Origin of the sequence: Edaphobacter acidisoli, from assembly GCF_014642855.1 — a bacterium.
Classification (GTDB): Bacteria; Acidobacteriota; Terriglobia; order Terriglobales; family Acidobacteriaceae; genus Edaphobacter; species Edaphobacter acidisoli.
The window spans coordinates 1,690,380-1,710,775 of the sequence record NZ_BMJB01000001.1 but is presented as its reverse complement, the minus strand read 5'-3'; the positions used below and the strand labels follow the sequence as shown (position 1 = coordinate 1,710,775).

The 20,396-nt window shown below is 57.0% G+C and carries 18 protein-coding genes; 9 read left to right on the top strand and 9 right to left on the bottom strand.

Features of this window, described 5'->3' with window-relative positions:
- Nucleotides 1-358 precede the first annotated feature (358 nt).
- The 6 genes from uxaC to IEX36_RS06940 all read left to right on the top strand — a co-directional run bounded on the left by uxaC (nucleotide 359) and on the right by IEX36_RS06940 (nucleotide 6,943).
- A complete protein-coding gene (gene uxaC / locus IEX36_RS06965) occupies nucleotides 359-1,756 on the top strand; it encodes a glucuronate isomerase (protein ID WP_188758531.1) in 1,398 nt (465 codons plus the stop codon).
- 13 nt (nucleotides 1,757-1,769) lie between these two features.
- Entirely contained in the window at nucleotides 1,770-3,047 is a 1,278-nt protein-coding gene (locus tag IEX36_RS06960; RefSeq protein WP_188758530.1) for a nickel-dependent putative hexonate epimerase, read from the top strand.
- Nucleotides 3,048-3,136: 89 nt separating this feature from the next.
- Entirely contained in the window at nucleotides 3,137-4,399 is a 1,263-nt protein-coding gene (locus tag IEX36_RS06955; RefSeq protein ID WP_188758529.1) for a tagaturonate epimerase family protein, read from the top strand.
- Nucleotides 4,400-4,467: 68 nt separating this feature from the next.
- Nucleotides 4,468-5,550: a PfkB family carbohydrate kinase gene (locus IEX36_RS06950; RefSeq protein ID WP_188758528.1), complete on the top strand. Its 1,083-nt coding sequence runs from the start codon at nucleotides 4,468-4,470 to the stop codon at nucleotides 5,548-5,550.
- A gap of 74 nt (nucleotides 5,551-5,624) precedes the next feature.
- Complete coding sequence (locus IEX36_RS06945) at nucleotides 5,625-6,146, top strand: gluconokinase (protein ID WP_188758527.1); 522 nt, start codon at nucleotides 5,625-5,627, stop codon at nucleotides 6,144-6,146.
- 20 nt (nucleotides 6,147-6,166) lie between these two features.
- A complete protein-coding gene (locus tag IEX36_RS06940; RefSeq protein ID WP_188758526.1) occupies nucleotides 6,167-6,943 on the top strand; it encodes an SDR family NAD(P)-dependent oxidoreductase in 777 nt (258 codons plus the stop codon).
- Between the two features lie 73 nt (nucleotides 6,944-7,016).
- Here the strand turns inward: IEX36_RS06940 and IEX36_RS06935 are convergent, their stop codons facing one another.
- The 7 genes from IEX36_RS06935 to IEX36_RS06905 all read right to left on the bottom strand — a co-directional run bounded on the left by IEX36_RS06935 (nucleotide 7,017) and on the right by IEX36_RS06905 (nucleotide 11,851).
- Nucleotides 7,017-8,594, bottom strand: coding sequence for an alpha-L-fucosidase (locus tag IEX36_RS06935; protein WP_188758525.1), 1,578 nt, complete (start codon nucleotides 8,592-8,594; stop codon nucleotides 7,017-7,019).
- A gap of 78 nt (nucleotides 8,595-8,672) precedes the next feature.
- Nucleotides 8,673-9,044 carry a group III truncated hemoglobin gene (locus IEX36_RS06930; RefSeq protein WP_188758524.1) on the bottom strand — a complete coding sequence of 124 codons (372 nt, stop codon included), beginning with the start codon at nucleotides 9,042-9,044 and terminating at the stop codon, nucleotides 8,673-8,675.
- A gap of 36 nt (nucleotides 9,045-9,080) precedes the next feature.
- A complete protein-coding gene (locus tag IEX36_RS06925) occupies nucleotides 9,081-9,227 on the bottom strand; it encodes a DUF3309 family protein (RefSeq protein WP_188758523.1) in 147 nt (48 codons plus the stop codon).
- Between the two features lie 218 nt (nucleotides 9,228-9,445).
- Nucleotides 9,446-10,195, bottom strand: coding sequence for a phosphatase PAP2 family protein (locus tag IEX36_RS06920; RefSeq protein ID WP_188758522.1), 750 nt, complete (start codon nucleotides 10,193-10,195; stop codon nucleotides 9,446-9,448).
- Between the two features lie 257 nt (nucleotides 10,196-10,452).
- A complete protein-coding gene (locus tag IEX36_RS06915) occupies nucleotides 10,453-10,770 on the bottom strand; it encodes a hypothetical protein (protein WP_229668775.1) in 318 nt (105 codons plus the stop codon).
- Between the two features lie 426 nt (nucleotides 10,771-11,196).
- On the bottom strand, nucleotides 11,197-11,637 hold the full coding sequence (locus IEX36_RS06910) for a DUF2442 domain-containing protein (RefSeq protein ID WP_188758520.1): 441 nt from the start codon (nucleotides 11,635-11,637) through the stop codon (nucleotides 11,197-11,199).
- Entirely contained in the window at nucleotides 11,624-11,851 is a 228-nt protein-coding gene (locus IEX36_RS06905; protein WP_263364949.1) for a DUF4160 domain-containing protein, read from the bottom strand. The genes IEX36_RS06910 and IEX36_RS06905 overlap by 14 nt, the downstream gene beginning before the upstream one ends.
- Before the next feature lie 233 nt (nucleotides 11,852-12,084).
- Here IEX36_RS06905 and IEX36_RS06900 point away from each other — a divergent pair, with 233 nt between their 5' ends.
- The gene (locus IEX36_RS06900; protein ID WP_229668773.1) at nucleotides 12,085-13,743 is read left to right on the top strand and encodes an AAA family ATPase; all 1,659 of its coding nucleotides are present in this window, start codon (nucleotides 12,085-12,087) and stop codon (nucleotides 13,741-13,743) included.
- Here the strand turns inward: IEX36_RS06900 and ffh are convergent, their stop codons facing one another.
- Nucleotides 13,744-15,129 (bottom strand): signal recognition particle protein, encoded by a 1,386-nt coding sequence (gene ffh / locus IEX36_RS06895; RefSeq protein WP_188758517.1) that lies wholly within the window; start codon nucleotides 15,127-15,129, stop codon nucleotides 13,744-13,746. It lies immediately after the preceding gene.
- Nucleotides 15,130-15,277: 148 nt separating this feature from the next.
- Between ffh and IEX36_RS06890 the strand changes: the two genes are divergently transcribed.
- Nucleotides 15,278-16,204 carry a site-specific tyrosine recombinase gene (locus tag IEX36_RS06890; RefSeq protein WP_188758516.1) on the top strand — a complete coding sequence of 309 codons (927 nt, stop codon included), beginning with the start codon at nucleotides 15,278-15,280 and terminating at the stop codon, nucleotides 16,202-16,204.
- 34 nt (nucleotides 16,205-16,238) lie between these two features.
- Complete coding sequence (locus IEX36_RS06885; RefSeq protein ID WP_188758515.1) at nucleotides 16,239-17,204, top strand: tyrosine-type recombinase/integrase; 966 nt, start codon at nucleotides 16,239-16,241, stop codon at nucleotides 17,202-17,204.
- A gap of 42 nt (nucleotides 17,205-17,246) precedes the next feature.
- Here IEX36_RS06885 and IEX36_RS06880 read toward each other — a convergent pair whose 3' ends face one another.
- A complete protein-coding gene (locus IEX36_RS06880; RefSeq protein ID WP_188758514.1) occupies nucleotides 17,247-20,102 on the bottom strand; it encodes a lipo-invert putative C-terminal anchoring domain-containing protein in 2,856 nt (951 codons plus the stop codon).
- Nucleotides 20,103-20,396: the final 294 nt, after the last annotated feature.

Here is a 20,396-nt window from a genome sequence, read left to right as displayed (position 1 = left end):
ATCGTTAACATCAGCCAGTGACGAAAAATGGAATTCGCAACAATCGCCTGTTCTTTTGCCCGTTAGACAACGCTTCGTACTTCTGGTTAGGCAGAGCAGGAATAATTCCTGTTGATAGAGCAGTACCCATACTGGGCAACGCTGATCTGCTACTGGCACCATCGCGGCGGCTAGCTAACACTAGAGCAGAATCCCAGTGCGTTAAGACGATGTTTCATAAGGGGCTTGAATGGCATAAAAGCGCAATTTCTGAGACACGATAAAGATATTGCTCGTGGTGCGAACAAATTTGATAGGCTTCTAAATGTTATTGTTTTGAAACGGGACGCTGGTAGTACCACTTGGGGGATGAAAGAGAATGCTGAATGAAAACAGGCTGTTTCCGGCAGAGGGTGCGGCGCGTGCGGTAGCGGTGAAGTTATATGAGGCTATCAGGAATTTGCCGATCATCTCGCCGCACGGACATTGCGACCCGCGCTGGTTTGCGGAGAATGGCGCGTTTCCGAACCCCACGGCATTGTTCATTCAGCCTGACCATTACATCTTCCGGATGCTGTACTCGCAGGGCGTTTCGATGGAGTCGCTGGGGATTCCGCAGGTGGATGGGAAGCAGTCGGCGGACCCGCGAGAGGTTTGGCGGATATTCGCGAAGCACTATTATTTGTTTCGCGGAACGCCTACGCGGCTGTGGATCGACTATGCGTTCGAGAAGCAGTTTGGTCTGAAGAAGCGGCTGGGACCGGACAATGCGGACGAGTACTACGACCTGATTGCGAAGAGGCTGGAGACGCCGGAGTTTCGGCCTCGGGCGCTGTTTGAGAGCTTCAATATTGAGGTGCTTTCGACGACCGATACGGCGATCGACACGCTGGATTATCACAAGGCAATGCGAGCTTCTGGGTGGAAGGGCAGGGTATTGCCGACGTTCCGGCCGGATTCGGTGATTGATGCGGAGTATGTAGGGTTTGTCGAGAACATTGAGAAGCTGGGCGCGCTGTCGGGCGAGAATGTGGGGACGTATAAGGGCTATCTGAATGCTCTGCGGAACCGGCGCGCGTTCTTCAAGTCGATGGGCGCGACGGCGACTGACCACGGACATCTGACGGCGCAGACAGCGGATCTTTCGGAGCAGGAGGCTTCGGCACTGTATGGACGGATTTTGACGGGGCGCGCTTGCTCGCAGGATATTGAGCTTTTCCAGGCGCAGATGCTGACGGAGATGGCCGGCATGAGCGTGGAGGATGGGCTGACGATGCAGCTTCATCCGGGGTCGGTGCGAAACCATAATCAAAAGCTGTTCGAGAAGTTTGGGCGCGATAAGGGCGCGGACATTCCTGCTCCTACGGACTATGTGCGCGGGTTGCGGCCTCTGTTGAACAAGTACGGGAACGATTCGCGGCTGACGTTTATCTTGTTCACACTGGATGAGACGACTTACTCGCGTGAGCTGGCGCCGCTGGCGGGTCACTATCCGTCGCTGCGGCTAGGGCCGCCGTGGTGGTTCCAGGATTCGCCTGAGGGGATGATGCGGTTCCGCGAACAGGCGACGGAGACGGCTGGGTTCTACAACACGGTTGGGTTCAACGATGACACGCGTGCGTTTCTTTCGATTCCGGCACGGCATGATGTGGCGCGACGCATCGACTGCGCGTTTCTGGGGCGGTTGGTTGCCGAGCATAGGCTGGATGAGGATGAGGCGTTTGAAGTGGCTCGTCAGTTGACGGTCGATCTGGTGAAGAAGGCTTACAAGCTGTAGTTCGGAGAGAGCGATGAGTCTGTATTTTGGTGCTGGATCGCCGACAACCGAGATGTCTCTGGCTGAGGTGAAGGCGGGGCTGTTTTCTGCGCTGGATAAGCTGGGCGCTCGCAAGAAGGTGCTGGCTGTGCCGCCGGACTTTACGCGGATGCATTCGCAGAGCGGTGTGTTGACGGCGATGGCCTGGCAGTACTATGGCGAGCGCCTGACGGACGTGCTGCCTGCGCTGGGCACGCATAAGGCGATGACCGATACGGAGATTGCGACGATGTTTGGGGCGACTCCGCGTGGGCTATTTCGCGTGCATGACTGGCGGAACGATGTGGTGACGCTGGGCGAGGTGCCGGGAAGCTTTTTGTATGACGTGAGTGAGGGCAAGGTTGATTATCCGTGGCCGGCGCAGGTGAATAAGCTGCTGCGGGATGGCGGGCATGATTTGATTTTGTCAATTGGGCAGGTGGTTCCGCATGAAGTGATCGGCATGGCGAACTACAACAAGAATATTTTTGTGGGGACGGGTGGGTCGATTGGGATTCATCGCAGCCATTTTCTGGGTGCGGTGTATGGCATGGAGCGCATGATGGGTCGCGCGGATACTCCTGTGCGGCGGGTGCTGAACTATGCGAGCGAGCACTTCGGCAAGCACATGCCGCCAATTGTGTATGTGCAGACGGTGGTGGGGAAGAATGACGCTGGTGATCTGGTAATTCGCGGGTTGTATATCGGTGACGATACGGAGTGTTTTGAGCTGGCAGCGGCGCTGAGTTTGAAGGTGAACTTTCAGATGATGAACCGTGAGATCAAGAAGGCGGTTGTGTTTCTTGATCCGCATGAGTTCAGGAGCACCTGGCTGGGGAACAAGAGTGTGTACCGGACGCGGATGGCGCTGGCGGACAATGCGGAGTTGATTGTGCTGGCTCCCGGGGTGCATGAGTTTGGCGAGGATGCGGCGATTGACAAGCTGATTCGCAAGTATGGGTACTGTGGGACTCCGAAGACGCTGGAGTTGGTGAAGGAAGATCCGGCGCTGGCGAGGAACCTGAGTGCGGCGGCGCATTTGATTCACGGATCGAGCGAGGGGCGGTTCACGATTCGGTATTGTCCTGGGCACCTGACGCGCGAGGAGATTGAGAGTGTGCACTTTGCTTATGGGGATTTGAAGGAGTATTCGGCCAAGTATGACCCGGCGAAGCTGAAGGATGGGTGGAATGTGGTGGATGGGGAGGAGATCTTCTATATCTCGAATCCTGGGCTGGGGCTTTGGGCTTATGAGGGGCGGTTCAAGGATTAGTGTTTGCAACTGGGTGGGTTTGCCGGTATGCTGGGACAATCCGAAATTGGTCGAACCAATTTAATTGAGGGTAGAAAAGAGCGTTTGCGATGAGTGAGGGGTTGAGGCTTCCTAAGTTTTCTTTGGGTGTGGGGGACAGATTTGCGCACCAGGCAAAGGCGCAGTTGGCGGCCTGCGTGATGGCGGGTGAAGCCGGCGTTGAGGTAGTTCCGGTGTGGAACAAATCGAACCGCGAGCACACAATCATCGGTTCGGAGCCGAGCCAGACGCGGGTTGAGGCTGATGCAGCGGTGAAGGCGCTGCAGTGGACGAAGCCTTACTTTCTGGATGCAGACCATATCAATTTGAAGACGGTGGACCGCTTTCTGACGCCGTGCGATTTCTTTACGCTGGATGTGGCGGAGATGATTGGCCAGCCTGCGGATGCGAAGGACGTTGCTGCGTTTGTGGCGCGGCATCCGGAGTTGGTGGGGACGGTGACGATTCCGCAGATCAATCAGCCGTTCAAGACGGATGTGGCGTTTGTGACGGCGGTGGCGAATAAGTTTCTGGCCGCGGTGCAGGATGCAGGGAAGATCTATCGGTATCTAGTGGAGAAGAAGGGCGAGGGCAAGTTTATTGCTGAGGTCTCGATGGACGAGACTGATTCGCCGCAGACGCCGGTGGAGTTGCTGATTATTCTGGCGGCGATTGCGGATGAGAAGATTCCGATCCAGACGATTGCGCCGAAGTTTACCGGGCGGTTCAACAAGGGTGTGGACTATGTGGGCGATGTGGCGCAGTTCACGAAGGAGTTCACCGATGATCTGGCGACGATTGCGTTTGCGGTGAAGCGCTATGGGCTGCCGGAGAATTTGAAGCTGAGTGTGCACTCGGGTTCGGACAAGTTTTCGATCTATAAAGCGATTCATGATGGGGTGAAGAAGTTTGGTGCGGGCGTCCACATGAAGACTGCGGGCACGACTTGGCTTGAGGAGCTGATTGGCCTGGCTGAAGCTGGCGGGACAGGGTTGGAGATTGCCAAGGAGGTTTATGCCGAGGCGTTTGCTCATGCCGAAGAGTTGTGCGCGCCTTATGCGACGGTGATCGATATTGATCCTGCGAAGTTGCCGAAGCCAGAAGAAGTGAATGGATGGACCAGCGCGCAATACACGTCAGCACTGCGGCATGATCAGGGCAATAAGGCTTACAACCCAAGCTTCCGTCAGTTGCTGCATGTGGGATTCAAGGTGGCGGCGAAGATGGGTGATCGATATCTGAAGGCTCTGGAGGCGAATGAAGAGGTGGTTGCGCGAAATGTGACAACTAATCTTTATGAGCGCCACATCAAACCTGTGTTTCTGGGCAAGTAACAAAGTCGTTGAGAGAGAGTAAACTCGATGGCCTTGGAAGGCGTCGGAGAACTTTGAGGAGGAATGTCGTGAGTCTAGGCTTCAATATCCCTGAGAAGGGATCACTGGATCTGCTTTCGCTGGGTGCAATGGTGAACCGGCTGGACCCGGGGATCATCCCGTTTCGCAAAGCCACGAACTTTGCGGTGCATGTGAGTGGCGGCGAGTTCAATGTGGCGGCGAACCTGTCGGATTGTTTTAAGCAGCGCACGGGCATTGCGACGGCGATGGTGAACTATCCGATTGGCGACCTGATTGCCGAGCGCGTGCTGGCGATGGGCGTGCGTCCGCTTTACAAGCGGTTTGAGCATGACGGCGTGCGCGGGCCGAATATGGCCACGGTGTATAGCGACCAGGGGCTGGGAGTGCGCGCTCCGGTGGTGTTCTACAACCGATGCAACGAGGCGGCGGCGCTGATGAAGCCGGGCGACTTCGACTGGAAGGCGATCTTCGGTGAGGGCGTGCGATGGTTCCATAGCGGCGGAATTTTTGCATCGCTTTCGGAGACGACGGCGGAGTTGGCGATTGAGGCGATGAAGGCTGCTAAGGCCGCTGGCGCGATCTGCTCTTTTGATTTGAACTACCGGGAGAAGCTGTGGAAGCCGCAGGGCGGCATGGAGCGTGCGCACAAGGTGTTGGGCGCGATTGTCGAGAACGTGGACGTGCTGGTGGGCAACGAAGAGGACCTACAGAAGGGACTTGGGGTGGCCGGGCCGGAGGTGACGGCCAAGTCGAAGCTGGATACGAGCGTGTTTCTCGGGATGATTGAGAACGTCGTGAAGAAGTTCCCGAAGGTGAAGGTCGTGGCGACGACTCTGCGCGAGGTGCATACGACGAACCATCACACGTGGAGCGCTGTGGCGTGGGTGAACGGCAAAGCTGTGTATGCTCCAACGTGCGAATTGGATGTGCTGGACCGTGTGGGCGGCGGCGACGGCTTTGCTGCCGGCTTTATCTATGGGCTGCTGAACGGAAACACGCCGGAAGAGGCGATCAAACTAGGCTGGGCGCATGGCGCGCTGATGACGACCTTCCCAGGCGATACGACGATGGCGACGCTGGACCAGGTGAAGGCGTTTGCCAGCGGCGGCTCTGCGCGGATTCAGAGGTAGAGGCTCGGAAGCGGGCGCGTCTATGGCCTGTTGTACTCGGGGCCTGTGGCGCGTCCGCCAACGCGGGAGTGTGAATGATTGCGGTGCTGATGGGTGTGAGCGGATGCGGAAAGACGACGATTGGCCGGCTTATTGCCAATCGTGCGGGATGGATGTTCGCCGATGCTGACGATTACTTTCCTCCATCACACAAGCAGAAGATGGCGGGCGGCACCGCGCTGACCGATGAGGAGCGCGCGCCCTGGTTGCACGACTTGAACCGGCTGCTGCGTGGGTGGGACGGCGATGGCACGAGCGGTGTGCTGGCGTGTTCTGCACTGAAGGTGAAATATCAGGAGACGCTGAAAGACGGTGTGGTTCCTGCTCATCTGCAGTTTATATTTTTGGATGGGCCGAAAGAGCTGATTGCGACGCGTCTGGCAAAACGCCGGCATGAATATATGAATCCGAAGCTTCTGGACAGCCAGCTTGCTACTCTGGAGAGACCCACGGATGCGCTGCATGTCGTCAACGACCGCGCGCCGGAGGAGGTTGCGGGCCGGATACTGGAGTATCTTGCAGCTTCTCGAACAGCTCATGGGCAACAGATTTTTTGAAAGAGGAGAGGACATTTTCGATGGGTCATCCGTTGTTTGATCTGAGCGGCAAGTCGGCTGTAGTGGTGGGCGGAACGTCGGGTATCGGCCTGGCGATGGCAATCGGACTGGCAGAGGCCGGGGCCGATGTGGTGGCAAGTTCGCGCCGTCAGGAGCAGGTAGACGAGGCCGCCAAGGCAATTGAAGCGACGGGGCGGCGGTCGCTGCGGCTGACCTCGGACGTGGGCGATCGCGCGACTCTGCAGACCCTGCTTGATGGAACGTTGAAAGCGTTTGGCAAGGTGGACATTCTGATTAATTGCGCGGGCAAGATCAAGCGCGAGCCTACGTTGACGGTTCCGGAAGAAACTTGGAACGACATCATGAACACGAACGTGACGGGTACGCTGCGGGCCTGCCAGATCTTCGGCAAGCACATGCTGGAGCGCGGGTATGGACGCATCATCAACATCGCGTCGCTGAATACGTTTGTGAGTCTGAAGGAAGTGACGGCCTACGCGGCGAGCAAGGCCGCGGTTGGCGCGCTGACGAAGTCGCTGGCGGTGGAGTGGAGCTCGCAGGGCGTGACTGTGAATGCGATTGCTCCTGGAGTGTTTCGGACTGCATTGAATGCGAAGCTGCTGGATGAGAGCGAGCGCGGCAAGGAGCTGTTGATGCGGACGCCGATGGGGCGGTTTGGCAAGACGGAGGAGTTGGTGGGGTCGGCGATCTTTTTGGCCAGCGATGCTTCGGCGTTTGTTACTGGGGAGATTTTGGTGGTGGATGGTGGATTTTTGGCCAGCGGTGTGAATCAGTAATTTCGTCGAGCCTGGTTTGAAAGGAAAGCCCCGGGGTTGTCCGGGGCTTTTCTTTTGTGTCCACGATGGGGACTCAGGCGGTGGTGAGCTTGAGTGCGATACCGATGTCGGCTGTGCTTGGACGGTTGCCGGGGAGTTTGACGCGGAGTGCGTCGCTGCTTTGCGTGAACTTCAGTTGCGCATCGTGGCCTAGCATGGTGGCGCTTGTGATTTTGGGTGGGTTCTGTGCGCTGGTTGTGCCGAGCGATGTGATGACGGCTTCTGCGCCGGGCCAGCCTTGAACGAATGCGAAGAGGATCCCGGGTTTGGTGGTGAAGCGGATGTCCGTTGGACCGAGGTCTGGCTTCCTGCCTTCGTTGGGATCGAACTCTTTACCGTTGGATGGAATGACGACCTTCATTGCGGGGCCTTCGCCGTAGGCTTTCCACGGGCGTGTGGCGTAGATGCCTTCGCTGTTGGTCTGCATCCATGCGGTGATGCCATTGAGCGTGACCATCTCTTCGTAATCGAGTTCGCCGGAGTTGGGCAGGGGGAAGTTGAGGAGCAGATTGCCGTTTTTGCTGACGATATCGACCAGCAGGTCGATGACTTTTTTCGCGGACTTGTATTTGATGCCACGTTTGTAGTGCCAGCCCCCAATGCAGGTGTCGGTCTGCCAGGGCGTGGGTGAGATGTCGTCGAGGACGCCACGCTCGCGGTCGAGTGCGCAGGTGCCGGTTTCGCAGTCGGTGCGCGTCTTGCTGGTGTAGACGGCTTCGACCGCGCCATTGTGGCGGGCGGCGCTGACGTTGTAGAGATTGGCGACGAGCGAGAAGCCGTACTCATCGAAGGGAATGCCTCCGTCTGTGTAGAGGATGTCGGGCTGGTGCTGGTCGATGAGGTCTTTGACGCGGTTAAAGTACTGGAGCTTCCACCAGGTGGGTGCGACGCGGCCCATGGCTTCTGCGGTTTTGGCGAAGTTGGCAGGCATGCCGGAGTAGTCGTGGTAGAGGTCGGCGTAGTCGGAGAGTGTGCCGTCGTAGGGGACGCCGGCGAGCGGGCCGGTGGAGTCGCTGGTGTGCGCGGGGGCGAACCAGTCGAAGGAGTTGGAGAGGTGCTCGCTGACGCCGAAGCGCAGGCCGCGTTTGCGGGCGGCGGTCTTCCACTCGCCGACGATGTCGCGTTGGGGGCCGGTGGCGACGGCGTTCCAGCGTGGTTGATATTTGGAGTTCCACATGTCGAAGTTGTCGTGGTGGACACCCATAGAGAAGAAGTACTTTGCGCCAGCCTTGACGTAGAGGTCCATGAGATGGTCAGGATCCCAGCGCGCGGCTTTGAATTGGGGGATGAGGTCTTTGTAGCCGACTTTGGAGGGATGGCCGTAGGTTTCGACGTGGTAGTAGTACTCGCTGGAGCCTTGGATGTACATGGTGCGGGCGTACCAATCGCCGTATTCAACGGCGGACTGCGGGCCCCAGTGTGACCAGATGCCGAATTTGGCTTCAGCGAACCACGCGGGGACAGTGTAGGCAGCCAGCGATTCGCGCGTGCCCTTGAATGGGCCTGCGGCGATGGGGAGGCTGGCGCTTTGTTGTGCGAAGGATGGGCGGAGGGCGAGCGCAGATGCTCCGGAGGCCATCAACTGGAGGGCACGGCGGCGGGTAAAGAGCATTTGGAAACCTGTCGGGATAGAAATCGTTTACCGTGCCACTGTAATGAGCAAGACAGGTTTTCTGCAAGTAAGTTTTGATCAGTCAGATGTGGAAGCGGCGCGTTGGTAGGCGATGCCTGCCTGGAAGTTCTGGGCGATGCGGTGGGCTTTGTCGAGGATTTCGGCGGCGGCGGTGGGCCGCAGTGTCTCGCTGGCGGTCTCTTCAAAGAGAGTGAGCCAGCGATGGAAGTGGGGCGGGTCGAGAGGGAGCTGAAGGTGGGTCATCATCGGGTGGCCTTTGTAACGACCGCTGCCGAGCATCGTACTGGACCAGAAGTCCTTGAGCTTGGCGAGATGGTGCGGCCAGTCGTCGACGATGGCGTTGAAGATGGGGCCGATCTCTTCGTCCTGGCGGACTTTGGCGTAGAAGCGGTCGACAAGCGTACTAATCTCTTCTTCAGTAATGTGCATGGAATCCTGATGGAGCTGTCATGAAGCGGTTGCTGTTTAGAAGACCCGTAGTAGGAGCAGGATCAGGATGATGAGAAGAATAAGGCTGATGCTGCCGCCGCCGTAATAGCCGAGCCCCGGCCCCATGCGATAGCCGCCAAAACCGAAGATCAGAATCAGAATAATGAGAATGATCAGTAGCATTTGGTCCCTCCTCGAAAGTCCGCGTCGTTTTGAGTCTGATGCGCGAATTGCGAATCAGGTTCGAGGCGTGCTTGTTCGAAGGAAGGACTATTCGAGATGAATACGGTTTTGATGACATGGCAAGAGCCTGCGGGCAATGCGAATAGCTCCAGTTTAAACGCCAGAATGAGTGGCGACTATGACTGAAGTCGGCGATGGGCAGTCATGGGAATAAATCGTTAGAAATGGTGGTGGAGAATATCTCGAATGGCGTGCTGGGAGGCCGTGGCGATGAGCCGAACGGGATTGAACAAGACTCCGAACAGGAAAGTGATGAGGAAAAGGCAGGGATAAAAGGTACGCGGAGACTGTGCCACCCAGCGCAGTGGTGCGGAGCTGAGAGATGCCCTTACACGCTTATTGAGATTCAGGCTTCCTATAGCAGTGCCGATTAATGCCCCGGCGAGAATGCCGGTTGGATAGTGAATCCCCTGATAGACGAGCGGTACACATGCGACAAAGAAGGAATAACACCAGACGGCGATTCCGAGCTTTCGAGAGATGCAGAATATAGTCATTCCAAGAGCGAAGAAGAAGGTGGCATGATCGCTCGGGAAGGAGCTCCATCCGAACAGATTGTTGGTATTGAGTCCGAATGGCAGGTGAAAGTGCAGAGCTGGATTGCGCAGAGGGCGTTCGCGAAAGGGAAGCAGGACAGCGAGGGCACGAGCCATAAAGATTGCCAGGATGCAAAGGATGACACCTGTGGTGATGATCTTTCTGTCTTCGCAAAGCACGCCTGCCTGCTCAGAACTTTGTCCAGTGATGTCGTTGCGAAACCAGGCCCACCAGAGGATGCTGGAGAGGAATGCTGTAGTGAGAAGCCGATTGGTGGAAACGGTGTCGATGAAGTAGTCGCGGAAGTGCGATTGTTGGGCGAACTGATTGAGGAAGTGGATGATATTGACGTCGAACGGGTTCACGTACATACCCTCGCGGAATCCTAGCTCGTAGGAACCCAAACGAAGCGGATTTGTTTTCAGAGTGTAATCAGGGACATCAATGACGTCAGCACTCGAAGGTGGATGGTGGCTGCACCGTTTGCGTCAGAGTTAGGCTGAGTTGCATCGGGGCATCGAGATTGCCCGTATGCCGAACGAGTACGTGACAAAGTGGTGCGCGCTTCGCGAATGCCCCACATCTTAAAGGCGAGATGTGGGGCACACGGCCACCCGGGTTGCTATGCCTACTTCCATTCCCAGAGCTTGGCGGTAGTTTGGCCGGAGGGATCTGTCTCGAACTCGAAGGCTGCGCAGGCGTTGTTGAGAGCGGCTAACTTTGCGGAGTTTGTCTGGTAGAAGAGCATGCCGCGGTAGCTGACGGAGCCGCCGGGGCCGAATTTGCCGAGGCCGCTTCCGGTCCAGATGACGGACTCGCCGTCTGCTGTTGTACTGAGGCCTTGTCCGTTGCCGAAGATGGAGCCATCGGGGCGGACGACGGAGGTGTAGGTCCCCATGCCGGTGACGTTGATGCCGAGTAGATGGCCGGAGTCTTCAAAGGACACTTCTGCGGTTGGTGGGGTGACGGAGATGACCCGTCGTACAAGCCTTTTTCCTTTCGTTTCGCCTATCTGATTTCCGAGCATGATTTGTTCTCTCACTTTCACGAGACTTGAATTGTGTACCCGGGGAGTGCGCAATTGTAGCTCTGGAGATGGCTGACGGAATTAAATCCTGATAGGAGGATTGGGAATGGGCACCTGGCATGTCGGGGTACCCCCTCCCCGTACTTAAGTACCAAAGTATTCATTCTATTTGGCTTAAGTACGAGATATGTGGGTGCAGCATTTGCCAGCAGTAGATTTGCCTCTGATTTAAGTATAGCGAGCGGAGAAAACTAAACCGCCACGTGGATGTTGCTCTATTTGTGTGGCTTATGGATGAATGTGGCTTGACATGCGATTTTGGCTGGCAAATGCACAATCGTGCCGCTAGGCCACCATTCCTACATGCTTTGTGGACGGGCGGCCGCCCTTCAATCCGTTGGCACGGGCGGCTTCGGCTTTTGCGGCGCTCTTTGCTTTTCCGCCGCGTCGCCCGACATGCGACATCCAGCGTTTGCTGCCGTAGATGTGCCGCAGCAGGTTCGGGACGTAGTAGTCGAGATCGAGACGGGGCCAGTGCAGCGCCGTTCCGTTCGGAGAGATTTCTATCTCTGCAATCTCTTCGCGGCGGGCATTCTGTAGGCCTTCGAGGTCTTCGCGGGGAATCAGCACTCTCCTGCCATCGCTCATCTTCAGAATGAGCAGGTCGAGGCCGTGTCCCGGTCTGTACTCAACCTGTACTACGCGCGGCTCGTCAGTTAACTGCTTCGCCGCGCGAATCGCTCGGTCAATCTCGGTATCTGTCGTCACTACCTTATGCTTTGTCATGAGTCTTCTCCCATAGGGCTACCAGGTCGTCGAAGTGCTCGGCGGCGGAGCGTAGGATTTTCTTCACGTCCGACCGCTTCGCATTCGCGGGCCGTATAGCGTCCCTTCGGTTGGCCAGCGCTACGTTTCCGTCTTCCAGCAGATCAACGATGACCTCTGTCTCACTCATACTCCCATGAACGTGCCGGGGAAGATGGTCGTTCGTATGGACCACGAAACGGACGGGAGGAAATATAAGCGAACCCACGGCTCAATCATAACCTAAGCTTGTTGGGTTAGTGCAGGGAATTTTGATACCGTGTGTATGGGCCACCCGCTGGCGCGACATGGGGCACCCGGCTGTATAAACGTGAATGTGATGGTTTATGAATGTAAGGATTCTTCGATAACAAAGTTATCGCAACTACATGCGAGGTGTACAGCTTGTTAAGCGTAGGAGAGCTTCTGTTGAAGTTCGGTAAGAGTGCGACCTCCGCACCCGAAGTCATTAGACTTAGCCCAATTACAGTTTTTGTGGGGCCGAATAATTCTGGCAAGAGCGTAGTCTTAAGCGAAATTCAGAACTATTGTGTTGGCAATCACCAAAGCGCGCCGAACAATAAGATCATCCAATCACTCGGTATAACCCCTTTCTCACGGGGCGAGGCAGAAGAACTTATTGAGAAATACAAAATTGAAAATGAACATAGTCGCACGCTCCCGGCGGGTTTTGTCCTTTTCGGTAGACGCCCTTATCAACCTGTACAAGTTCCTAGGGAGCAACTGATAGCAGCATTGACAGGTCCGATTTCTCTACAAAGATGCCAATGGTATCTACAACACGCCACCTTGATCTTGAGCGGCGCCAACCGGATCAACTTGGTCAATCAGCAGGCAATGGGCGATCTGAGGAGTGGTCATCCAACTTCTAGCTTCCAAGTTCTTTTTAGAGATACAGCCAAGCGCAGCGAGGTACGGCGCGTACTGTATGAGGCGTTTGCGCAGCACTTGGTTATAGACCCATCTAATGGGGGACATCTGAGGCTTGTTTTTTCAGAACGCGAACCCACATCCGAGGTTGAAGAACAGGGGCTGAATGAGGGAGCTCTGAAATATTACAGAGAAGCTACACCCATTGAAATAACTAGTGACGGCGTAAAGGCATTTACCGGAATAATCACTGAGATTGTTGCAGGAGACCCACTCGTTTTAGTTGTCGATGAGCCTGAAGCGTTCTTGCACCCTCCTCTTGCGTTTCAACTCGGTAACGAGATGTCACGTCTCACTGCAAAGGCAAACAAAAACCTCTTTGTTTCAACACACAGTTCCCATTTCGTTATGGGCTGCATTCAATCAGGCGTGCCTGTAAATATCATTCGCTTAACCTATAGGGCCGGTGTAGCGACCGCTCGGGTTTTAGATAACAAGGACGTTTTTAGGTTGATGCGGAATCCACTTCTTCGCTCAACAGGCGTGCTTAACGCTTTGTCTTATGAATTCGTTGTTGTGACTGAATCCGACACAGACCGGGCTTTCTATCAGGAAATTAATGAGAGATTGCTTCGTTTTAGTCCTTCGCGTGGCATTCCAAACTGCCTTTTTCTTAACGCGCAAAATAAACAAACTGTTAAGACGATAATCCGCCCACTGCGTGAACTTGGGATACCTGCTGCGGCGATTGTCGATGTAGACATTATCAAGGACGGCGGATCGGAATGGTCTTCGTTTCTAAAAGAGGGCGGTTTCATTCCCGACATTGATTGTCAGGCACTGGCAACGAGCCGGAAAGCTGTTCTGGATAAGTTTAATGCCACCGGAAAAAATATGAAGAAAGATGGCGGCATCGACGTGTTATCTGCGTCGGACAAAGAAGCCGCGAACAATCTGTTTGATATGTTAGCCAAATACGGATTATTTGTGCTTCGCCGGGGCGAGTTGGAGTCATGGCTTTCCCAACTAGGAGCGACGGGTAAAGGGACTAATTGGCTAGTAGAAATTTTCGAAAGGATGGGTGAAGATCCAGAGGCTACCGGGTACGTGAAGCCTGGTACAGATGACGTCTGGGAGTTTATTGCTGAAATGAAGCAGTGGTTTGATAACCCAAATCGAAACGGTATTCCATCGTAGCTAACGTCCGAACCGTTGCCGTCCCTGCATCTGGCTTAGCATTCTTTGCTGGGCTTTGATGCCGCCGCCTGAGCCCATGGTCTTGAACATCTTGCGCATCTGGGCGTATTGGCGGAGGAGGTTGTTTACGTCCTGGACTGTGGTGCCGCTGCCTGCCGCGATGCGTTTGCGGCGGCTGCCGTTGATGAGCTCGTGGTCGGCGCGCTCTTTTGCGGTCATCGAGTTGATGATGTTTTCCACGCGGTTGAACTGGCCCTCGTCTACGTTTTCGACGGCCTTCGACATGCCCGCGAAGGGGCCGACCGAGGGGAGCATCTTGAGGATCGACTTCATCGAGCCCATCTTTTTAATCTGACGAAGCTGGTCGCGGAAGTCTTCGAGCGTGAAGCCGTCGCCGGTGAGGGCCTTCTTGGCGAACTGCTCGGCTTTGCCCTTGTCGAGGCGCTCTTCGGCGCGCTCGAGCAGGGTGGCGATGTCACCGTGGCCCATGATGCGGCCGACGATGCGGTCGGGGTGGAAGGCCTCGAAGGCGTCGGGCTTTTCGCCGGTGCCGAGGAACTTGATGGGCGCGCCGGTGACGTGGCGGATGGAGAGCGCAGCGCCGCCGCGGGCGTCGCCGTCCATCTTGGTGAGGATGGCTCCGGTGATGGTGAGGTGGTCGTTGAAGGCCTTGGCGGAGTTGACGGCGTCCTGGCCAGTCATGGCGTCGGCGACGAAGAGGATCTCGGATGGGTTGAGCAGCTTTTTGAGCGCGGCCATCTCGTCCATCAGCTCGGCGTCGATGTGGTTGCGGCCGGCGGTGTCGACGATGAGGATGTCGCAGCCGTAGTTGGCGGCTTCGCGCTTCGCTTCGCGAGCAAGGCGGAGGACTTCGTCTGTGCCTGCTCCCTTTACGTCGAGATGGCCTTCGTAGAGCTGCGCGGAGATGGACTGCGCGACGACTTTGAGCTGTTCGCGGGCGGCGGGGCGATAGACGTCGACCGAGACGAGCATGGGGCGGTGGCCGCCTTTTTTGAGCCACTGCGCGAGTTTGGCCGTGGTGGTCGTTTTGCCGGAGCCTTGCAGGCCGGCCATGAGGATGACGCTGGGCGGCTGCGAGGAGAACTTGAAGCGCGCGGTGTCGCGACCGAGGACGTTGACGAGCTCGTCGTGGACGATTTTGACGATCTGCTCGGTGGGCGAGAGCGCGGTGGCGACCTGTGAGCCGACGGCGCGGGTGCGGATGTGCTCGATGAGCTCGTCGACGACGGCGAGGTTCACGTCGGACTCGAGCAGGGCGAGGCGGATCTCGCGAAGGGCCTCGGAGATGTTCTCGTCGGAGATGGTGCCTTCGCCGCGGAGGTTTTTGAAGGAACGCTGGAGTTTTTCTGAGAGGTTTTCAAACATACTGTCTCTCAGTTTATCAGCGCAGAATGACTAAGCTGTGTTGGACTGAGTTTGTGGATTGGAAGTGGCTAGATTGGTGCTGGCGAGGTGGGTACTGCGGATGGGATGGGCTCCAATTTGGTCGGCGCGGGCGCGGATAATTGGGGCTATGCGGGACGAGGGCCAGGTGACGGGAAACGCGCGGATGGTGCGGGAGTTTGTGGTGTACCTGCGTGTCGAGAAGGGCATGCGTCCGGCGACGTGCGAGGCGTACGGACGTGACCTGGAGCAGTTTGCCGAACATCTGGAAGGGCGCAGCGGGTTGCTGATAACCGCGGAACAGGCTGATGTGAGCGGGTTCATGGAAGGGATGCGCGGGCATGGGGTGGAGTCGCGGTCGATTGCGCGAAAGCTGAGCTGTCTACGTGGGTTTTATCGCTGGCTGCTGATGGACAAGCGGATTGATCGCGATCCGACGGTGAATGTAGAAACTCCGGCAAGTTGGAAGGTGCTGCCGAAGTCACTTGCCGAGGGCGAGGTTGCCGAGATGCTGGAGCGCACCGGTGTTGCGGCTCGTGCTGCGGATGCGGATGGCCTGGCGTTGCGCGATCATGCGATTCTGGAGCTGCTGTATGCGGGCGGGCTGCGCGTGGCGGAGATTTGTTCGCTGCGAGTGGAGGACCTGCATCTTGATCTGGGGCGGGCGCAGGTTCGCGGCAAGGGCGATAAGGAGCGGATTGTTCCGCTGGGGCGAAGTGCTGTGGATGCACTGGAGCGGTATTTGAAGTTGGGGCGTCCGGGGTTGGTGCGTGGCGGTGTGCAGCGGAGTTTGTTCCTGTCGGTTCGCGGCAAGGCTCTGACGCGGCAGTGGGTTTGGGAGATGGTGCGTTCGACGAACCGCCATGCCAGTCCTCACAAGCTGCGGCATAGCTGCGCGACGCATATGGTGGAGCATGGTGCGGACCTGCGCAGCGTTCAGACTTTGCTGGGTCATGCCGATATTGCGACTACGCAGGTGTATACGCATGTGGCATTGGGCAGGCTGAAGCAGGTGCATCGGATGCATCATCCGAGAGGGAAGCGGAAAGCAAGTTGATGGTTGCTGGTTGTTAGTTGGTTGAGGGTGGTGGATGAGCGCGGCGAAGAACGAAGTTGCCGAATTGGCGGAAGGCTTTCTGGCGATGCTTGCGAATGAGCGCGGGGCGTCGGAGCATACGGTGCGGGCCTATGCGCGGGAGGTGCGGAGCTTTGCCGAGCATTTGCGCGAGACGCTGGGTGATGGGGCGAAGATCTGCGCGGTGGAGCATCTGCATATTCGCGCTTATCTCGGCGTGTTGTATGAGCGCGGTTTGACGAAGGCGAGTGCGGCGCGAGCGTTGGCGGCGATCCGGAGCTGGTTCAAGTGGCTGGCGAAGGAAGGCAAGGTCGAGCAGAATCCTGCGCTGCTGGTGAGTACGCCGAAGTTGCCGAAGCATCTGCCGAGGGTGCCGAGTGTGGAAGAGGTGAACCGGGTGCTCGATTCGCTGGACAAACCAGCGAAGAAAGATGCGGAGGAGGCGGCGGCTTGGCCGGAGCGGGACCGTGTGATTTTCGAGCTGTTGTATGGGTGTGGGATTCGCAACTCGGAGCTGGTGGGGCTGGATATGAGCAGCGTGAAGTGGCGCGACGATGCTGTGCTGGTGCGCGGCAAAGGGCGCAAGGAGCGGCTGGTTCCTCTGGGCGATGAGGCTGCTGCTGCTCTCCGCGTCTACCTGCCTTTGCGGGAAGCGAAATTGATTGCTGCGGGTAAAGGCGCGCTGGTGCATGAAGGGCCGCTGCTGACGAACCTGCGGATGCGCGGCGATTGCAGGTTGACGACGCGCAGTGTGGGGCGAATTGTGAAGGCGATTGCGCTGTCGCGCGGACTTGCAGCAGATGTGCATCCGCATACGCTGCGCCATGCGTTTGGCACGCACATGCTGGAGGAAGGCGCGGACCTGAGGGCGATTCAGGAGATGCTGGGGCACGAACGGCTCTCGACGACACAGCGTTACACGCAGCTCACCGTGGGGCAGGTGCAGCGCGTGTACGACGAGACGCATCCGCGCGCGAAGTGAGTGCGTGCGGATGCAAGTCACTTTCTTAAGACAACAAGCTGGTTACTGTACGACGAGTGTTACGGTCTCGGTTGCGCTGATGCTGCCGCTGGTTGCTGTAACCGCGTAGGTGTAGCTTCCGGCGGGGGTGCCGTTGGGATTGTTGTGAGGGCCGCCTCCACCGGAGCACCCGATTGCGGGGATGAAGATGGCTAGCAGAAGGACGAGCAGTCCGCTGATGCGGGCCAGGCGGCGAGTGCGTCCGGCGAGCAGCATCAGCAGGCCAGCCAATGCGAGGACAAGCGCCGCAGACCAGGGTGAGCGTGAGGATCCGAGTGCGAGACCACTTGCGAGGATGCGCGATGTAGTGGAAAAAGAAACACTCTGATTGACGGCTGCTGTGCCTGAGAGAGCGAAGCTTTGAGGCGCGGTGCAGGTGACTCCTGTAGGCGCGGTGCCTTGCGCGGTGCAGGTGGTTGAGATGGTCCCACTGAAATTGCCAAAGGGAGTGAAGACCAGCGTGGATGTTCCGGTTGATCCGGCCGCGGTGGTGACTGTCGTGCTGGTATTGCCTTGAGAGTCGGTGAGAGTGAACCCAGCTCCGACGCCGCTGAGTGAGGCTGTTGCTGCGGATGTGCCCGCATTCGTTAGAGCAGAGAGCGTGCCGGTGCGCGGACCAGCAACTGTTGGCTTGAAGACAACGTTGATCGTGCAGCTTGCGTTGAGCGCGAGAGTGGTTGGAGCGACTGGGCAGTTGTTGGTCTCGGAGAAGTCACCGCTGGCGGCTATGCTGTTGATGGTTACCGGGCCTTCGCCGATATTGGTCAAGGTAAATGCTTGAGCGGATGACGATGTGCCAACGGTGACATTGCCGAAGGCGGCCGTGTTGGGTGAGAGAAAGACTCCCAGTACGGGCGCGGGAATAGCAAAGTAACCGATGGCCGCATCATGACTGGAGACACGAGTGGCTATGGTCGCATCGTTCAAATCAACCGCAGGAAAATCCGCGTTGAAATGCACGTAGCTGAATTGCGAAGTTGACACGAGGTCGGAAGTGATGACGAAGTGTTCGATAGCTTCGGCGTTGCCGTTATCGACGTAGGACCATCGCGGGTCCGGCGGGGTGTCAGGCAGCTGCAAGGTCATGTCGGTGAGCGGAGGAGTGGTGATTCCTGACTTGCCCGGCTCGACAACCTGATTGGATGGCAGGACGTTGTTATTCGTGTAGGTGGCGAGTGTGTCGGTGTAGCCGTCGGAGAACTCGAAGGCATTGAAGTTGCCGACGGAGATGACATGCTGGCCATTGGCCTGAAGGGTCTGGATGTATGTGGACACCTCTTCGGCTTGCTGCTCTTTCTTTTGCCGTACTGCTGTGCTCGTTGTGCTATTTTCTCCGGTCATATCGGCGAGATCGTTGACGATGACGACGATAGGATAGTCCTTGGCATTGGGGCGCTTGATGCCAGCAGTGAGAATGAGCCATGGCCGGTCGTTGCTCGTGATTGGCGTGGCGCTGCCTGTGGTAGGCGTGAAGGTTTCGCAGCCAGTCGGCGGGTTGGTGTAGGCCGCACAGCCTCCCCCCTGGAAGAAGTTGAGCTCATCGACGGTGGAATTCTTGATGAGAAAGCCTACGGAGATGCCGGTGTTGTCGAGCGTGTAGGTGTTGATATTGTCGGTGCCGAACGCGGCGTAGGATACGGAGCAGGTAGTGTTGACTTGCGTAGCGACGTCGTTGGCGACGCTTTGGTTTTCGATTCCTTCGAGCGCAATGATGTCGGGTGTCTTGAGGATGTTGCAAATAGCGAGCGCGGTCTTCTGTACGCGGCGAGTGTAGGCTGCAGAGCTGACGTCGACGGCGGTGGTGGTGAAAGTTGCACCAGTAGAGGTGGTCCCATTATTGGCGACAACTTTTGGCGGAACATAGTAGATGTCGTCGGAGGAGCTTGTGTTATAGAAGCGGTCGATGTTGAAGGAGGCAACAGTGAACTGGCTTGATGTTGCCGCTGTCACGGGTTGGATGGTCAAGGCCGTGGATGGATCAACGTTCGTTCTACCCCAAGAGGGATCGAGGAGCAGCCGCGCGGGTGTGTAGGTGTTGTCATAACTGCTAGTGAAGTCGAGTACGCCAGAGGGGCCATTAAGGTTCGTTCCGGATGCCAGATCGATGGGAGTGCCTCCTACTGGTGTGCCGGAGTCGACGAGGATGCGCTGGGGATTGTCGTCGAATTGAGCGACTCCGGATGGGGCGCCGGGGACGGGGGAATCGCGTACGTCGATACCGGGCCCGCGGAACGGGCGGACAGTGGAGCCAGATGTGGTGAGGACGGCGTAGAACTGGCCGTTGGAGGTGTAGGTCTCGGAGGCCTCATCGAGCGTGCCACCGGTGCCAGAGACGGCCGTGAGCGAGCTGAAGGCGACACGCATTCCTTCATAAGGCGTGAGCTGGTAGATGCTGCCAGTGGAGGAAAGATTGGCTGATGTGAGTACGATGGGCGCGGGTAGCGGATTATTTCCGCTGATGAGGTTGATGCCCGAGGTGGGATCAACAGTGATTTCCGTTCCGGGGATGTGGCTTTGTGTTGTCAGGGGAACGGTGGAGACGACGCCTGTGACCTGAAGGTTGTTGCCGATGACAACTGGAGCCGTCGCCGCCACGCCGATGTTGATGTAGATGCCTTCAGTTGGGTGTGGGCTCGGATCGGGCGTTTGGATAAAGAAGCCGGTGGGAGTGATGGCGGTGACAATGCCCGAGGTTGTTACGGTCTGCCCGGCACAGGGCGAAATAACCGCAGCCGTGGTAAGTTTGTTGCCTTGTATTTGACTGATCGTTGGTGAAGACGGGCATTGTGCGAAGCAAGGAAGTGAAGCGAGGAAGAGTATGCCAAGGGAAAGAAGAAGCTGAGTGGAAGGGACTTTCATTTGGGGCCTCACACGTTGCGGGACACCTGAACTTTGATAACTGGAGGCTCTGCTTGCAAAAGAACTCGACTGTCGGAGGCAGAGCCCAAATTGGTAACTGTCTTTTTAGCACAAACATAGCGCGGAAAAGCTTAATTTTTTGGAGAGATACGTGCAAGGAATTATGCATTGGCACTTTAGACAAATGGGAAGGTATTGAATCTCTGGGAGTACTGAACCATCTGTGGTTCGGATGGTGGAAAAACAGGGGCATTACTTTGGGTAGAGGATGGGAGAATTAAATCCAATAAGGAG

Coding starts and splice junctions, on each gene's coding strand:
- IEX36_RS06945 (WP_188758527.1), top strand. CDS start 5,625: ATGATTGCGGTGCTGATGGGTGTGAGCGGATGCGGAAAGACGACGATT.
- IEX36_RS06960 (WP_188758530.1), top strand. CDS start 1,770: ATGAGTCTGTATTTTGGTGCTGGATCGCCGACAACCGAGATGTCTCTG.
- IEX36_RS06955 (WP_188758529.1), top strand. CDS start 3,137: ATGAGTGAGGGGTTGAGGCTTCCTAAGTTTTCTTTGGGTGTGGGGGAC.
- uxaC (WP_188758531.1), top strand. CDS start 359: ATGCTGAATGAAAACAGGCTGTTTCCGGCAGAGGGTGCGGCGCGTGCG.
- IEX36_RS06940 (WP_188758526.1), top strand. CDS start 6,167: ATGGGTCATCCGTTGTTTGATCTGAGCGGCAAGTCGGCTGTAGTGGTG.
- IEX36_RS06935 (WP_188758525.1), bottom strand. CDS start 8,594: ATGCTCTTTACCCGCCGCCGTGCCCTCCAGTTGATGGCCTCCGGAGCA.
- IEX36_RS06885 (WP_188758515.1), top strand. CDS start 16,239: ATGAGCGCGGCGAAGAACGAAGTTGCCGAATTGGCGGAAGGCTTTCTG.
- IEX36_RS06930 (WP_188758524.1), bottom strand. CDS start 9,044: ATGCACATTACTGAAGAAGAGATTAGTACGCTTGTCGACCGCTTCTAC.
- IEX36_RS06880 (WP_188758514.1), bottom strand. CDS start 20,102: ATGAAAGTCCCTTCCACTCAGCTTCTTCTTTCCCTTGGCATACTCTTC.
- IEX36_RS06920 (WP_188758522.1), bottom strand. CDS start 10,195: ATGTACGTGAACCCGTTCGACGTCAATATCATCCACTTCCTCAATCAG.
- IEX36_RS06890 (WP_188758516.1), top strand. CDS start 15,278: ATGCGGGACGAGGGCCAGGTGACGGGAAACGCGCGGATGGTGCGGGAG.
- ffh (WP_188758517.1), bottom strand. CDS start 15,129: ATGTTTGAAAACCTCTCAGAAAAACTCCAGCGTTCCTTCAAAAACCTC.
- IEX36_RS06910 (WP_188758520.1), bottom strand. CDS start 11,637: ATGACAAAGCATAAGGTAGTGACGACAGATACCGAGATTGACCGAGCG.
- IEX36_RS06925 (WP_188758523.1), bottom strand. CDS start 9,227: ATGCTACTGATCATTCTCATTATTCTGATTCTGATCTTCGGTTTTGGC.